Genomic DNA, 15,237 nt, shown 5'->3' with positions numbered 1-15,237 from the left:
CAATCGCAAAAAATATGAAAAGCTATTTTCTTCGATTGCTCCTTACTGCTCAGATCAGTACCCTTCTCTCACAACCTAATACACGGTGTTCGAGATGCTGCACTTTTGTCATAAGCCAAAAAAATAAAAAATGAGAAGAGCCATTTTCTATTTTTTTGGCTTATTACGTAGTGCAAAACGCATCTCTCACAACCTTTTTAAAGGAGAATTTTATGTATAATCAAAAAAGTTTTAAAGGGAATCATGTGTTTGGAACGCTTTATTTAGTTCCAACACCGATTGGTAATTTAGAGGATATGAGTGTTCGGGGTGTTCGAACTTTGCAAGAGGCGGATTGGATTGCAAGTGAAGATACGCGTAATACGCAAAAGTTACTGAATCATTTTGAGATCAATACGCCACAAAAGAGTTTACATGAACACAATTATAAAGAGCGTATTCCTCAATTGATCAATTGGTTGAAGGAAGGGGAAAACATTGCGCAAGTAAGTGATGCCGGGATGCCGTCAATTAGCGATCCGGGGCATGAACTTGTTTTAGCTTGTATTCACGAAGGGATCTCTGTAGTTTCATTACCTGGGCCAACTGCTGGGATGACTGCTTTGATTGCTTCAGGGCTTGCACCCCAGCCTTTTTTATTCTATGGTTTTTTACCTCGAAAGAAAAAAGAGCAACGAACCATTCTAGAAGGATTGGTTGATCAAAAAGCGACACTAATTTTTTATGAGTCTCCCTATAGAGTGAGTGCGACATTAAGTAACTTATTAGATGTGTTTGGAAATCGACAAGTGGTTTTATGTCGTGAGTTGACGAAGATCCACGAAGAGTACTTACGTGGAGATATTGAAGAGTTGCTGGATCATTTAGAAAAACAACCAATCAAAGGGGAGTGTTGTCTCTTAGTGGAAGGAAATACCACTACAGTCACTCCCACTATCAAGACAGAAGGTACATTAAAAGAGCAAGTAGAACATTTAATTGCTCTTGGGGAGAAGCCCAATGCAGCAATCAAAACCGTGGCTGTCAAAAATGGGATAAAAAAACAAGAAGTCTATCGCGAATTCCATGAATTGGGTGAATGAAAAATTGAAACAAGTAATCATGATTAAAGATTCAGTTTTTCGATAATAAGAAAACAATCTGAGGAATTTTCTCTCTTTGTCAAATAATGTTAGCCAGTTTTACTTGAAAAACGTGTGTTTCTAGTCACGGATAAACTAACTTTAGCAAAAAGATCCTTTTGAGATGCTGATAAGAGGTTATCACCCCTTATCTAATCGAAAGGATTTTTTTGTCTAAAGATGAAAGCATATAAAATGGATGGTAAGAATCCTATTTTAATTATGTACATACAATAATAAAGAAACGAACGATTGGATTTGGATCGTGTCGGTATCATTAGACAGTAAGTGAATCGAGCAATGAGCGGTGAAGGGCATAAAAAGTTTCTATTAAGAGTCAGTTAATGAGTGGGGATTTTTCTAAGGACTGATAAAAAGAGATGAATTTTATGAACAGATAGTTATTCTGGAAACAGTAAGTTTTGTTTTTGCCAAGCTTCATACTTCAACAATAAATACTCGATTACAAAGAAAAGGGTAGATGTCGATTCAAAGGGAGAAATGGCATTTTCTAAGGAAGGGATCTCTGAATTTAAGAAAAAAATCGTTTCGGTACATAGTCTTGTAACGGTCGAGTTTCTAAGTTTTGTAATACAGATAGTCTTGATATTACGCTGCTTGAGTTGTTTCGCTAACTTGACAACTGTAGTTGATTCTCCATTTAATGTGATCAGTAGTACCAGATCATCTGGCTCAATGATGCGATAGAATTGTTCAGTGATTGAAACTGCTCCAAGATCGTAGACAATGAGTCCGCTATGTAAAAATAACAGTTTCATATAGTTTGAGACAAGATTTTGGATATCACCTGAGCCGTAGATAAATATTCGTTTGGCATGAGCAATCATTTTACATAATTCAGTAAAATCTTTTTTCTTTAAATTTTCAATTGTTTGAATATGATTATCGAGTATTTCTCCTTCGATTTCAGAAAGGAAAGTATTTTCTTGGAAGATTTCATTCTTTAGATGATATTTGAATTCTGAAAATCCATCAAATCCGATTTTTTGGCAAAAACGCATGATCGTCGTCCGAGAAACGAGGCATTTTTTAGCCAAGTCATTGATTGACATAGTCAGACACTGTTTTTTATGACCTACGATATAGGACCAGATCAAAAAATCATTTTCAGTTAACCTTGACTGAAACATAGTGATACGGTCTTGTAACATAACATTCCTCCTTATTTTTCATTTCCAATATTTTGCTGTGACGATTCACATTTTATGTGAAAAAAACCTTTCATATGTGAGAAACTTTTTTCAAGAAGAAAAAGGTTTCATGTACCTATTTTAATTGTAAAATGAAAATCAGTAAAGCGCTTAACTAAAAAATGTGAAGGACGAAAAACTATGATGAAAAAAATCCAAAGGTTCGGTGGAGCGATGTTGGCACCGGTCATGCTATTTTCCTTTTTTGGTATTGTGATTGGATTTTCCTTGCTATTTTCGAATCAAACAATCATGGGGAATATTGCAGCACCAAATACACTCTGGTACAAAATTTGGAATGTAATCGCTGCGGGCGCTTGGACTCCATTCTTTCAGTTACCACTTTTATTCGTTGTTGGGTTGCCGATTAGTTTAGCAAAAAAATATGCAGCTAGAGCAAGCATGGAGGCATTAGTCATTTACATCACTTTTAATTATTTCATAAATGCAATCTTAACATTATGGCCAAATTCATTTGGTGTTGACCTCACGCAAGGAGCGATTGCTGGTTCTGGTTTAACGTCAATCGCTGGAATTATTACGCTAGATACTGGAATGATTGGCGCATTGTTGATTTCAGGAATCGTGGTGTATTTACATAATCGTTATTATGAAAAAGAACTGCCGGAGATGTTATCGATTTTTACCGGTTCGACTTTTGTCATCATGATTGCTTTTTTTACTATGCTTCCTCTATCAGTGATCATGTGTTTTGTTTGGCCAACGATTCAAGAAGGTATGAGAAGTATGCAAGGCTTTTTCATCGAATCAGGAAATTTTGGGGTCTTTATCTATCAGTTTTTACAAAAAATATTGATTCCCACTGGATTACACCACTTTGTTTACGCACCATTTGCTTATGACAGTGCAGTGGTTGAAAGAGGGATGGCGGCTTACTGGGCATCCCATATCAGTGATTTTCAAACAAGTGCACATTCATTAAAAGAACTTTACCCATTTGGGGGATTTTCTTTATCTGGTATGTCAAAAGTCTTTGGAACAGCTGGTTTAAGTTTAGCAATTATTCAATCTGCACGACCAGATAAAAAGAAGAAAGTGATTGCTTTGATTGCTCCTGCAGCATTGACTGCTATCTTAACAGGCATCACGGAACCTATTGAATTTACCTTCTTATTTGTGGCCCCTGCATTATGGTTGGTGCATGCTGTTTTAGATGCTTCAATTGCAGCTGTTTCCTATGCTTTTGGGGTAGTAGGAGATTTTGGCGGTGGAGTGATCAATTGGCTTGGATTAAATTGGTTGCCTCTATGGAAATTCCATGGTTCTACCTACATTACGCAAATCATTATTGGATTGATATTCACCTCTATTTGGTACTTTGTATTTACCTTTATGATCAAGAAATTTGATCTAAAAACCCCTGGTCGAGAAAGTGATCTTGAATTGATGAAATTGTATTCTAAAACAGATTATGAGAATAAAAAACAAAGTGTGAAAATGCCTAAACATGTCGGACAAGCACAAGCTTATATGGATCTAGTTGGAGGAAAAGATAATGTCATTGATGTAACCAATTGTGCTACTCGTTTGCGTTTGACAGTAAAAGATACGAGTAAAGTAGCTGATCACGCAGAATTTCAAGCTGCAGGTGCTTCTGGTCTTGTCAATACAGGCAATGGGGGTATCCAAATCATTGTTGGGCTGACTGTTCCTACAGTGAGAGAATCATTTGAAAAATTAATGAGAGAATAATAAATTTTTGAAGAATTACAGGGAGGAACAAGAAGATGAGTAAGAAAAAAAGTTCGATTTTGATTGCAGGTGGTGGTAGTACTTATACCCCTTCATTAGTGATGATGTTACTGGAAGGACAAGAGCGTTTTCCAGTTCGTAAAATCAAGTTTTATGATAATGATGAACAGCGGCAAGCGATTCTAGCAAAAGCTTGTGAGATCATCATTGCTGAACGTGCGCCAGAAGTTGAATTTGAATATTCAACGGATCCTGAAGTGGCTTTTACGGATGTTGATATTGTGATGGCACAACTTAGAGTTGGCAAATATGCTATGCGAGAGCAAGATGAAAAGATCCCCTTTAAGCATAATGTTGTTGGCCAAGAGACTTGTGGGCCTGGGGGATTAGCTTATGGCTTACGTTCGATTGGTCCTGTCTTAGAACTTATCGACTACATGGAAAAGTATTCACCAAATGCTTGGGTGCTTAACTATTCCAACCCAGCTGCAGTCGTTGCTGAGGCAACAAGAAGGTTTCGACCGAATTCTAAAATCATAAATATTTGTGATATGCCCGTTTGTTTAGAAGATATCATGGCTCGAGTGATTGGTTTGAAAAGCCGTAAAGATCTTGAAACTACCTATTTTGGCTTGAATCATTTTGGCTGGTGGACGAGTATCAAAGATCATAATGGAAATGACTTGATGCCTAAGATCAGTGCCCATGTTCAAAAATATGGATATACAGAACAAACGCAACAAGGACAACATAAGGAAAGCAGTTGGTTAGAAACAATGCTTTCTGCTAAAGAGTTGCACGAGATTGAGCCAGAGTATCTACCAAACACTTACTTGAAATATTATTTAATGGCTGATGAGACGGTTGAGCATGCGAATAAAGAGTATACTCGTGCCAATGAAATCATCGATGGACGTGAAAAGGATGTCTTTGATGAATGTCGCCGGATCGTAGCAAACCAAACAGCAGTGGACACGAATTTTGCTTCAAATGAGCATGCATCCTTTATTACGGATCTTGCTTGTGCATTGACCTTTAACACGAAAGAACGTATGATTCTAATCGTCAAAAATAATGGTGCGATTGCTAATTTTTCTCCAGATGCCATGGTAGAATTACCATGTTTGGTCGGAAAAGACGGATATGAAGTACTATCGATTGGAGAAATCCCTACATTCCAAAAAGGATTGATGGAACAACAGATTGCCTCTGAAAAGTTGGCAGTCGATGCGTGGGAGCAAGGCTCTTATCAGAAGCTATGGCAATCTTTTACTATGAATAAAACGATTTCTAGTGCCAAAGTGGCAAAAGAAATTCTTGATGAAATGATTGTGGTTAATCAACCATATTGGCCTACGCTTAAGTAAGGTAGTCATTCAAATGTGAAAGGGATCGAGGCTGTGACATAAGGAAAAAAACGACCACTTAGTTCGGATGTTCAGCTTATTGAAGGACTTATGTTACAGCTCCGTTCATTATTAGAAAAAATGAAAGTAAAATACAAATTTCAATTGATCTATTTTGTTCAATATGGGATCATGGCAATTTTAATGACGCAAATTTTGCCTTTTTTGACTGGACTTGGATATGATTCGATGGAAAGAGGGTGGTTTTTGGCTTCTTATAGTGTCACGACTATCGTCTTTCAAGTTGTGATTGGCTACTATTCTGATAAAAACAATCAGATAAAAAGAATCTCTATGATCATTTCGCTATTATTGGGAATCTTTTCGATTGTTTTTTATTGGTTAGGAAAAGAGCTATGGTTATTGCATCTAATGGTATTGGCGATTGCTGGGGGATTAGCTAATACCGCAGCGACAGTTCTTGATAATTGGGTTTTATTAGAAGCTTCAGCTGCTAAAAAACTCGCATATATCAAGGCCAGCGGTTCTTTGGGGTGGAGTATGATAAGTATTTGCATTCCGTATCTTATCATTAGAAATAACTATCAGTTTTTAGCATTGCCACTTATACTATTTCTAATAATCAATGTATATATGTCAAAAATGATATCGAGAGACCAACAGTTCCAATCAAAACCAGAGGAACGAAAAAGACAAAAAAACATAACGATAATGGATGTTTTTTCATTATATAAGAATCACCGTTTTTTATGTTACACGGGTCTTTTCTTTCTCTTATACTTAACTATTGTCGCCAACAATACAGTTATTATAGACAAATTACTTTCCATGGAAGGGGGCGCTGGATTGGTTGGTCTAAAATGGGCGATTCAGTCCCTTTGCGAAATACCAGCGTACATTTTGTTGAATCAGATGAGTATCAAATGGAAGAATGAGCCTTTGATTTTGGTCGCAGGTTTATTTTTAACGATACAATTTGCTGTATATTTCTTTGCGAGTACGCCTTTTGTCTTATTAGCTGCTAGTTTTTTACAGTTCTTCACTGTACCGACATTTACGATTGCCAGTCGAATGATGATTGGTGAAGTGACGCCACGTTCTATTTTTTCTTCGGGACAGCTGATATCTGTTAGTTTTTACATTGGAGTAGCCTCATTTGTCTCACCATTGATAGGAGGAATTTTATCGAAGCAGCTATCGCTAGATACAGCAATTATCTTTTTTGGATTGTTACCAATAGTAGCTTTTTTAGTGTTTCATCTATTTAGAAAAAGGTTAAATTGATTGAACATTGTATCACCAATTTTCGTCTCAAGTTACTATAAGTTTTAATCATATTGATCCATCAATAAATAGCTTGAAAGTTTTAACAAAATGAAGTCTTCAGGGCATTCTAAGTACTTTTATCATTTAGCGGAGAATATGTAAAATTTTAGTTGTGAAAGATTCAATGATCGTTCATCTTTCCACTCTCGGTCATGATTTTAGGTGAAGAGAAACTTGTTTTCAATTCTTTGCATAATGATCATATATACAAATGATGCATGTCCGAATAAATCACTGAAAAGATCTTATACTTGAAGGGGAACAAAAGTTCTTGTATAATGGAGCGGGGTGATTAGGATGGACTTGCAATTTCCTTTACATAATGATATTTCTAGAAAAATCATTCATATTGACATGGATGCTTTTTTCGCTTCTGTTGAAGAGCGAGATCATCCGGAATTACGAGGGAAACCATTAGTAATTGCTAGGCACCCCAGTGATACTGGCGGTCGCGGAGTGGTCACCACGGCGAACTATGAAGCTCGAAAGTATGGGATTCATTCTGCAATGAGTGCACAAAAAGCATATGAACTCTGCCCGCAAGCTGTTTTCAAGCCGGGTGATCATCAGAAATATAGTAAGATCTCAAAAGAAGTACGCGAGATCTTTTATCGCTATACTGATTTGGTCGAACCAGTCAGTATCGATGAAGCTTATTTAGATGTAACAGAAAATAAAATCAACTGCAAATCAGCAATCAAGATTGCTCGAATGATCCAGAGAGATATTTGGCAATCACTCCACTTAACTTGTTCAGCGGGTGTTAGTTACAATAAATTTTTAGCTAAACTTGCTTCAGATTTTCAAAAGCCTCGTGGAATGACTGTTGTGACACCCGAAGAGGCAGTCCTGTTTTTAAAAGCCCTACCCATTGAAAAATTTCATGGTGTAGGGAAAAAGACGGTCCCTAAAATGCATGAGTTAGGGATATTCACTGGAGCAGATCTATATGATTGTACAGAAATGATGTTGATCCAACATTTTGGGAAGATGGGTTATTCCCTTTATAGAAAAGTCCGTGGAATCCATGATTCTCCGGTGAATGTAACGAGAGAACGAAAGTCCGTTGGAAAAGAACATACGTATGGCCAGCCGTTACAAACCGAAGAAGCTGTATTGGGGCAATTGAGACAGTTAGCGGAGAAAGTCGAGGGATCTTTGAGCCGTGTCCAAAAACATGGAAAGACAGTGGTTTTGAAAGTCCGTTATACAGACTATACGACTGTTACGAAACGTGTGACATTACCAGAATATATTTCTAAAAAAGAAGCATTGTTTTATCAGGCTAGCTTGATTTGGGAAGATATTTTGGGAGTAGAAAAGGGGATCCGCTTATTAGGGATCACCGTGACGAATCTAGATCCAATGACCTATGAGAATATCGTATTACCTCTATGGGAGACAAATCAATCCGATTGATGTACATGAGATCAATAAAAAAGAGCGGATGAACATAGATGTTCACCTGCTATTTTTATTTAAAATTATATAAGTGTTTGTTTTTTGATTTGCTCATAAGTCTGAGTCGCATCAGTACATTTATCCCAAATAACGACTTTCTTTTCTGTCAAAGATTTTTGGACGTCAATGATCCGCTGATTACTACTACCGCGAAACTGCAACTTGAAATCACATTTTGCCCATTCGAAACGCCCGTCTACAAGAATATCGATTTTAGAAAGCAGTTCAAGTTTATCCTCAGAATCCTTTAGTAATTCATCAAAAGTATAACCTGTCCATGACCAGATATCTTTACTTTGATCAAATTCTTCTCGAATTCGATTGACGATTTTTAGACAAACATTCGTATTCAAAAACGGTTCACCGCCTAATAATGTCAGTCCTTGAACATAGTCATGTTGCAGATCTTTCATGATCTGTTCTTCAAGCTCAGCGGTAAATGGTTTACCGTAACGGAAGCTTTGTGCTGCTTTATTGAAGCAACCTTCGCAGGCAAACAAGCAGCCACTGACATACAAACTATTTCGTACACCTTCACCATCCACAAAATTAAAGGGCTTGTAATCAGCAATGTAATCATGACTGTAATCTTGCGCCAGCCATTCTTTTGGTTTTGGGTTTCGCATAAAAAAACTTCTTTCATTAAGATTATATAAGAAAATATCAAGCAAGTGTATGATAGCTGTTGTTCTAATTTAATTTAGTCAATAGTCAAAAACGGAGTTACACCATTTTATATCAAAGAACTTTAACAGGAGACTTTCAGCACTAAGGTAAAACCGTAAAATAGGAAGAGCTATTTCCCAAAGTTCAGTTTTAATACTCGGAGCTAAACGTCTTTTTCATAACCTTTGATAAACGGTGTTCAAAAGCCAGCTCTTTCGGTATTAAGCTGAAACTTGAAAAAATATGAGGAGCTATTTTCCCAAGTTTCGTCTTAATACTCGGAGCTAAACGTCTTTTTCACAACCTTGATAAACGGTGTTCGAGAAGCTGCACTTTGGTCATAAGTCAAAAAAATAAAAAATGTGAAGAACCATTTTCAATTTTTCATCCTTATGCCTCAGTACACCCCGCTTCTTTCACAACCTTGATAAACGGTGTTCAAAAGCCAGCTCTTTCGGTATTAAGCCGAAACTTGAAAAAATATGAGGAGCTATTTTCCCAAGTTCCGTCTTACTACTCGGAGCTAAACGACTTTTTCACAACCTTACTTCATATGTTTGACTCTTGAAGAGATTTCTTTGTGTCTGCCATGGACCATTGGTCGTGCTTGGGGATTTCCTAAGTAGCCGCAGGTACGTTTGACGACATCGCATGATTTTGGATCGTGGTTTCCACATTCTGGACATTCGAAACCACGTTCTGTTGGCTTGAAATCTCCTTCAAAGCCACATTGGTAACAATGGTCAATTGGCGTATTTGTTCCTAGGTAACCAACTTTATTGTAAGCAAAATCCCAAACAGCTTCTAATGCTTTTGGATTTTGTTGTAAGACTGGATACTCGCAGTAATGAATGAATCCTCCTGAGCAGTATTGTGGGTAATCTTTCTCAAACTCAAGTTTTTCAAATGGTGTTGGATTTTTACGTACATCATAATGGAAACTGTTCGTGTAGTATTCTTTGTCTGTGATGTTTTCTACTCGACCAAATTTTTCAGTGTCTAAACGGCAAAAACGGTCAGTTAGACTTTCACTTGGCGTAGAATAGACGCTGAAATGATACCCGTATTCATTTCCCCAATCATCAGCGTGGGCTTTTAATTCTTTGACGATATCTAGAGTAAAGGCTTTTGCTTCAGGATTGTTTTCCCATTCGCCGCCAAAAAATGAAGAGGCGACTTCATACAAACCGATATAGCCAAGTGACACCGTGGCACGACGGTTTTTGAATAACTCATCCACAGCATCTGTTCGTGACAAGCGTTTGCCAAAAGCGCCATACATATATAGAATAGGGGCGTTTGCAGGGATTGCTTCTTTACAGCGTTCAACTCGATAAACTAAGGCGTCTTTCATGATTGCTAAACGATCAGAAAGGATTTGCCAGAATTTTTCTTGATCGCCTTTAGCTTCTAGTGCGATCCTAGGTAAATTCAGTGTCACGACACCTAAGTTCATTCTTCCAACATTTACTTCTTGATCATTTTCATCTTTCCAGCCTTGAAGGAAAGAACGGCAACCCATAGGTACTTTGAAGCTTCCTGTTAGTTCAATGATCTTATCATAATTTAAAATATCAGGATACATTCGTTTTGTCGCACATTCTAAGGCCAATTGCTTAATGTCATAGTTTGGATCAGTAGGATGTAAATTGACTCCATCTTTTAAAGTGAAGATCAATTTAGGAAAAATCGCCGTGCGTTTTTCGCTACCTAATCCATTGATTCGAATTTGTAAGATGGCTTTTTGGATCTCACGTTCAAACCAGTTTTTTCCTAATCCGAAACCTAAAGAAGTAAAAGGTGTTTGTCCATTAGATGTAAATAATGTATTGATCTCATATTCTAAACTTTGCATCGCATCAAAAATATCTTTTTTTGTTTTTGCCTTTGCATAGGCTTTTTGTCGTTCTGGAGTATCAATCCATTCTTTTGCATCGGTCAAATGTTTCTGATAGTTTAATTCGGCAAAAGGAGCAAGTAACTCATCGGTCCGATCGGCAGAACATCCTCCATATTGACTGGAGGCAACATTGGCGATGATTTGTGAGATTTGGGCAGTGGCTGTTTGAATCGATTTTGGTGATTCCACTTCTGCATTACCGATCTTAAAGCCATTGTTCAACATCCCTTTAAAATCAATCAAGCAACAATTTGTCATAGGGGTATATGGATGATAGTCAAGATCATGATAATGGATATCGCCTTTTTGATGGGCATTTGCAATATGTGGAGGTAACATTTTTAGACCAATGGATTTGCCGACGATCCCCGCAGTTAAATCACGTTGTGTATTAAATACATTGCTATCTTTGTTGGCATTTTCATTCACTACACTTTGATCTTTATTGATCAGCTTCTCGATAGAAAAGTTGATATCCGTTGCTTTGCTACGGGCAAAGTCACGTTTGGTACGGTAGTTGATATATTCTTCTGCTAATTCATATTCATTTTTTTCTAATAGAATATGTTCAACAATATTTTGGATTTCATAGATTTTAACATTCTGAGAAAATCGACTTTTGATTTCTTTGATGACAAGTTCAGCGATTGTCTGGATTTTTTCATAAGTAAGAGGTGATAAGGAACCATGAATTTTCTTTTCAGCTTTGATTAGTGCTTCATTTATTTTTTGTTCATCAAAGGCTACTTCTCGTCCATCACGTTTGATCACTGTCATTTGCTGGGTTTCTGAATGAAGGGGGGCAGTTGCCTTTTCTTGATAATTTACTGTCATTTTCTTCAACTCCTACTAAATTGTTCTTGTCTATCATAAAACAAATTGGCTGTCTGGGCAACTAATTACTTGCTATATATTGTGTTTCTGATGTGCATATTCGTATACAATCACTACATATAGTGTATATTCTTTTGTGAAAAAAAGTGAAAACGTGTAGGATAGGCGTTTGAAAAATGCCAAAAAATTACTCTAAATAAAAAAATTGAATAAAAAAATTTTTTAAACTGACGTTATTTGGATGAAGTGACAAAATCAAAAGGGAAAAAAAGAGTGGGATATGCTACTATTCAATTAAGAAAAAATGGCGGGGGAAAATTATGAAAAAAGTAATCGAGGTCAAACATGTGAGTAAAAGCTACGGTAGTAGTACTACGTCAGTCAAAGTATTGGACAATGTATCATTTTCTGTGGGAGAAGGAGAATTTGTTGGCATTATGGGACCAAGTGGTGCAGGGAAAACAACCTTGATGAATATTCTTTCAACCATCAATCTTCCGACCGTGGGAAGTGTGTCAATCCAAGGAAAAGAAATCACTAAAATGAAAAAAAATGAGTTAAGTGATTTTAGAAGAAGAAAAATTGGTTTTATCTTCCAAGAGTTCAATCTGATCGACACATTGACAGCAAAAGACAATATTTTACTTCCCTTAGCTGTGGAACGTATTTCAAAAGAAGAGATGGAAAAAAAGGTATTGCATGTCGCACAAGTTTTGGGTATCGAAGAGTTATTAAAACGTTATCCTGATGAAATGTCTGTGGGCCAACGCCAAAGAATAGCAGCGGCAAGAGCATTGATCGTTCGACCAGAAGTCATCTTTGCGGATGAACCGACAGGATCTTTAGATTCAAAATCAGCCACAGAGTTATTGAACTATTTAAAAATAATCAACGAAGTAGAAAAATCAACGATTTTACTAGTGACTCATGACCCTTATACAGCGAGTTATTGTAATCGTATTTTATTTATCAAAGATGGTGTGATATTTTCAGAAGTAGTAAGAAAAGGTTCTAGAAAAGAATTTTTTGAAAAAGTAATCGATATGCAAGCGACGATTGGAGGAGGTGGTAAACTCAATGCTTTATAAATTAGCCGTAAAAAGTTTTTTAAAGCAGTCTAGAGGCTATCTGATTTATTTTTTTAGTCTGACGTTATCAACGATGATCTATTATTCTTTTAGTGCGATGACGTATGACCAATCTTTGATTCGCCGAGCAAGTCAGGATGTTTCAATCAATAATATATTGAAACTAGGTAGTTGGATTATTACCGTTGTGTTGCTTTTTTTCGTGATCAGTGCCAATCGCTTCTTTCTTAATCGGCGTAAAAAAGAGATTGGTATCTATCAATTGTTTGGTATCAGTAAATTTCAAATTGCGACAATCTATGTATTGGAAACTATGATTATTGGTTTTTTTTCCTGTACAGTCGGTATTTTATTAGGAAGTATTTTCTCAAAATTATTTCAAATGATCTTAGTTCGAATGATGAAAATGCAAATCCAGAGCCGTTTTTTTATTTCAGGCCCTTCCATCGTTGAAACGATCGTTGTTTTTTTCTGTATCCTATCTGCGGTGTCTCTTTATTCTCTCTGGAAAATATGGCGCTATCCTATGATCCGTAGTTTTGGTGAGAAAGAACAAGTGGAAAGTTCGATGATGCGTATAAGGACTCGCCATCGTTTATTAGGGATTGTAGGATTGTTATTCATTTCAAGTAGCTATTTTGGTGCAGTACACTTTCGAGAAATCATCGGTTATTTATTGGATAAGAGAGCAAGTATCAGCTGGATGGTTTCATTACCATTCGTTATTCTAACGGTTTGTATCTTGGGGACTTATTTATTTTTCTGTTATTCTTTTCGCTTATTTGTCCATCTATTGAGTGAATCAAAACTAAAATATCAGGGAACCAACCTTTTACTTATCGGGAATACACAAATCCATTTGTTTAAGACATGGCGGATCAACTCGCTGATTACATTAGTTATCGCATTATCTCTCGCAATGATTGGCGGAATGACAAGTATCTCTACTCTGATTGCTCATCACGAAGCGATTTCAACACCAATGTCTTATCAGCTGGATACGCAGACAGCCAAACAGCTCAGACCGATTTTAGCTGAAGAAAATCAAAAAATCACTGATGAGATCACCTTTCATTATAAAGCAGTAGGTAGTTATTATGAGATGAATCTAGGCGCTTTAAAAGGTGAAACGGAGATGCAATTAGTCAATCTGATATCAGAAAAAGAATATCAGAAGTTCCAAAAAATCAAAAAAGATTTACCACAGATACAATTGAATTCTTCCAATAGTACGGTATTGTTTGATGAAGTTCAAACCTTGATCCGAAATTTTTCAAGTTACGGTAAAACGATCTACTTGCCAGGTCAAAAAGAATTATCGATCCAAAGAATGCTCCCAGGTTTTTTAGGGGATGAAGATATGCGATACGTGGGCCCAACATTAGTCGTCAGTGAGTCTGTCTTTGAGCAGACAACTGGGGTAGATTATCAACTTGTCTATCTCAATGTTTCAGGTGGTGATGAGGAAAAAATCACTGATCGATTGAACCAAGAACTTACGACAAAGTGGGGGAATATGATTTATTACGATTATGAGATCACTTCCGAGGGCTTGAAAGGAACAATTGGTACAAAACCGATCGATTGGCAAGATGAGAGAATTACTCCAACACGTTTTATTGGTGAAATGTCACGATTGAACTATACAGCACGTTACCCAAGAATGAGAGCAGTCGATCGTCAAATCGGTATCAATATTTTTGTGGCACTTTTTGTCGGGATGATCGTTATTGTTGCTACAGGAAGTATCCTCATGGTGCGTCAGCTTGCAGAGGCTGAATCAGAAAAAGGAAACTATCAATTATTGACGAAGTTGGGGATTTCTCAACGTAAAACGAATCGAATGATTTATGAACAAACGGCATTGATATTTTTCCCACCAATGCTTTTAGGAATCTTACATGCTATTTTTGCGATCAATGTTTTTGCCCAATACATTGAAGCAGCAGATTACTGGCTTGCTTATCTGGTTTGTGGTTTGTTGATCATCATCTATGTTTGCTTCTATTTCATTACCAGTCGCTTTTACTGTCGCATCATTGAAGAGTAAAAAAATATATAGCAAAAGATAGATTTTTTAAATTGTTTAAAACACCTTTTTATTGATTATCAGAAAAAGGTGTTTTTTTCTTTCCAGTAGTAGAATGTCAGACATGCTAAAATAAAGTGAATATATGAAAAACAAAAATTTATTTTGTCATTGTAATGCAAACTTGGGATTCATGTACATAATTTAAATTGATTTATGTATATTTTTGATAAATAGCAGTATTTTTTATTGAAGAATAAGGGGGGAAAGAACATGGAATTATTAGAAAAAGAAAGTTTAGCATTACTGCGTAGGGGAGAGAAAATTGTACCATATTATGTAGGGTATGTTTTTATTAAAGAGGAGGAGTATCAAGGGTTGACGAGTCACCGAGAAGCGGTACTGGCACAATTGAATTATTATAACCGCTTAATGAAATGTAACCGTTGGGCAAGGGAACATTATGAGAAAACAGGCAAACATACAACAGATGAAGAATTTGAAGAGCAGTTTACTTCGAT

At 36.6% G+C, this 15,237-nt stretch carries 10 protein-coding genes and 1 pseudogene; 8 read left to right on the top strand and 3 right to left on the bottom strand.

Going from position 1 to position 15,237, the window contains the following annotated elements:
- The first annotated feature begins 212 nt into the window (after positions 1-212).
- A complete protein-coding gene (rsmI, locus tag A5844_RS12180) occupies positions 213-1,082 on the top strand; it encodes a 16S rRNA (cytidine(1402)-2'-O)-methyltransferase (RefSeq protein ID WP_086285452.1) in 870 nt (289 codons plus the stop codon).
- A gap of 440 nt (positions 1,083-1,522) precedes the next feature.
- Here rsmI and A5844_RS12175 read toward each other — a convergent pair whose 3' ends face one another.
- Positions 1,523-2,293 (bottom strand): MurR/RpiR family transcriptional regulator, encoded by a 771-nt coding sequence (locus A5844_RS12175; protein ID WP_086285451.1) that lies wholly within the window; start codon positions 2,291-2,293, stop codon positions 1,523-1,525.
- A gap of 180 nt (positions 2,294-2,473) precedes the next feature.
- Between A5844_RS12175 and A5844_RS12170 the strand changes: the two genes are divergently transcribed.
- The 4 genes from A5844_RS12170 to dinB all read left to right on the top strand — a co-directional run bounded on the left by A5844_RS12170 (position 2,474) and on the right by dinB (position 8,157).
- Positions 2,474-4,045 (top strand): alpha-glucoside-specific PTS transporter subunit IIBC, encoded by a 1,572-nt coding sequence (locus tag A5844_RS12170; RefSeq protein WP_086285450.1) that lies wholly within the window; start codon positions 2,474-2,476, stop codon positions 4,043-4,045.
- 35 nt (positions 4,046-4,080) lie between these two features.
- Positions 4,081-5,412: a 6-phospho-alpha-glucosidase gene (locus tag A5844_RS12165; RefSeq protein WP_086285449.1), complete on the top strand. Its 1,332-nt coding sequence runs from the start codon at positions 4,081-4,083 to the stop codon at positions 5,410-5,412.
- Positions 5,413-5,502: 90 nt separating this feature from the next.
- Positions 5,503-6,696, top strand: coding sequence for an MFS transporter (locus A5844_RS12160; RefSeq protein ID WP_244610785.1), 1,194 nt, complete (start codon positions 5,503-5,505; stop codon positions 6,694-6,696).
- Between the two features lie 339 nt (positions 6,697-7,035).
- Entirely contained in the window at positions 7,036-8,157 is a 1,122-nt protein-coding gene (gene dinB / locus A5844_RS12155; RefSeq protein WP_086285448.1) for a DNA polymerase IV, read from the top strand.
- 65 nt (positions 8,158-8,222) lie between these two features.
- On the opposite strand, the gene nrdG is transcribed toward dinB, so the two are convergent.
- Both nrdG and nrdD read right to left on the bottom strand, forming a co-directional pair.
- A complete protein-coding gene (gene nrdG, locus A5844_RS12150; RefSeq protein WP_086285447.1) occupies positions 8,223-8,825 on the bottom strand; it encodes an anaerobic ribonucleoside-triphosphate reductase activating protein in 603 nt (200 codons plus the stop codon).
- A 584-nt stretch (positions 8,826-9,409) separates the two neighbouring features.
- The gene (gene nrdD / locus A5844_RS12145; protein WP_086285446.1) at positions 9,410-11,599 is read right to left on the bottom strand and encodes an anaerobic ribonucleoside-triphosphate reductase; all 2,190 of its coding nucleotides are present in this window, start codon (positions 11,597-11,599) and stop codon (positions 9,410-9,412) included.
- Positions 11,600-11,919: 320 nt separating this feature from the next.
- On the opposite strand from nrdD, the gene A5844_RS12140 reads away from it, so the two are divergent.
- The 3 genes and pseudogenes from A5844_RS12140 to A5844_RS14355 all read left to right on the top strand — a co-directional run.
- Complete coding sequence (locus A5844_RS12140) at positions 11,920-12,687, top strand: ABC transporter ATP-binding protein (RefSeq protein ID WP_086285445.1); 768 nt, start codon at positions 11,920-11,922, stop codon at positions 12,685-12,687.
- Positions 12,677-14,737: an ABC transporter permease gene (locus tag A5844_RS12135; RefSeq protein ID WP_086285444.1), complete on the top strand. Its 2,061-nt coding sequence runs from the start codon at positions 12,677-12,679 to the stop codon at positions 14,735-14,737. Before A5844_RS12140 ends, A5844_RS12135 begins: the two co-directional genes overlap by 11 nt.
- A gap of 252 nt (positions 14,738-14,989) precedes the next feature.
- A pseudogene (locus A5844_RS14355) lies at positions 14,990-15,237 on the top strand (hypothetical protein); the annotation flags it as partial.

Origin of the sequence: Candidatus Enterococcus wittei (assembly GCF_002140175.1) — a bacterium.
Taxonomy (GTDB): domain Bacteria; phylum Bacillota; class Bacilli; order Lactobacillales; family Enterococcaceae; genus Enterococcus_B; species Enterococcus_B wittei.
The sequence above is the reverse complement of the archived record's forward strand: the minus strand, read 5'-3'. Positions and strand labels throughout refer to the sequence as shown.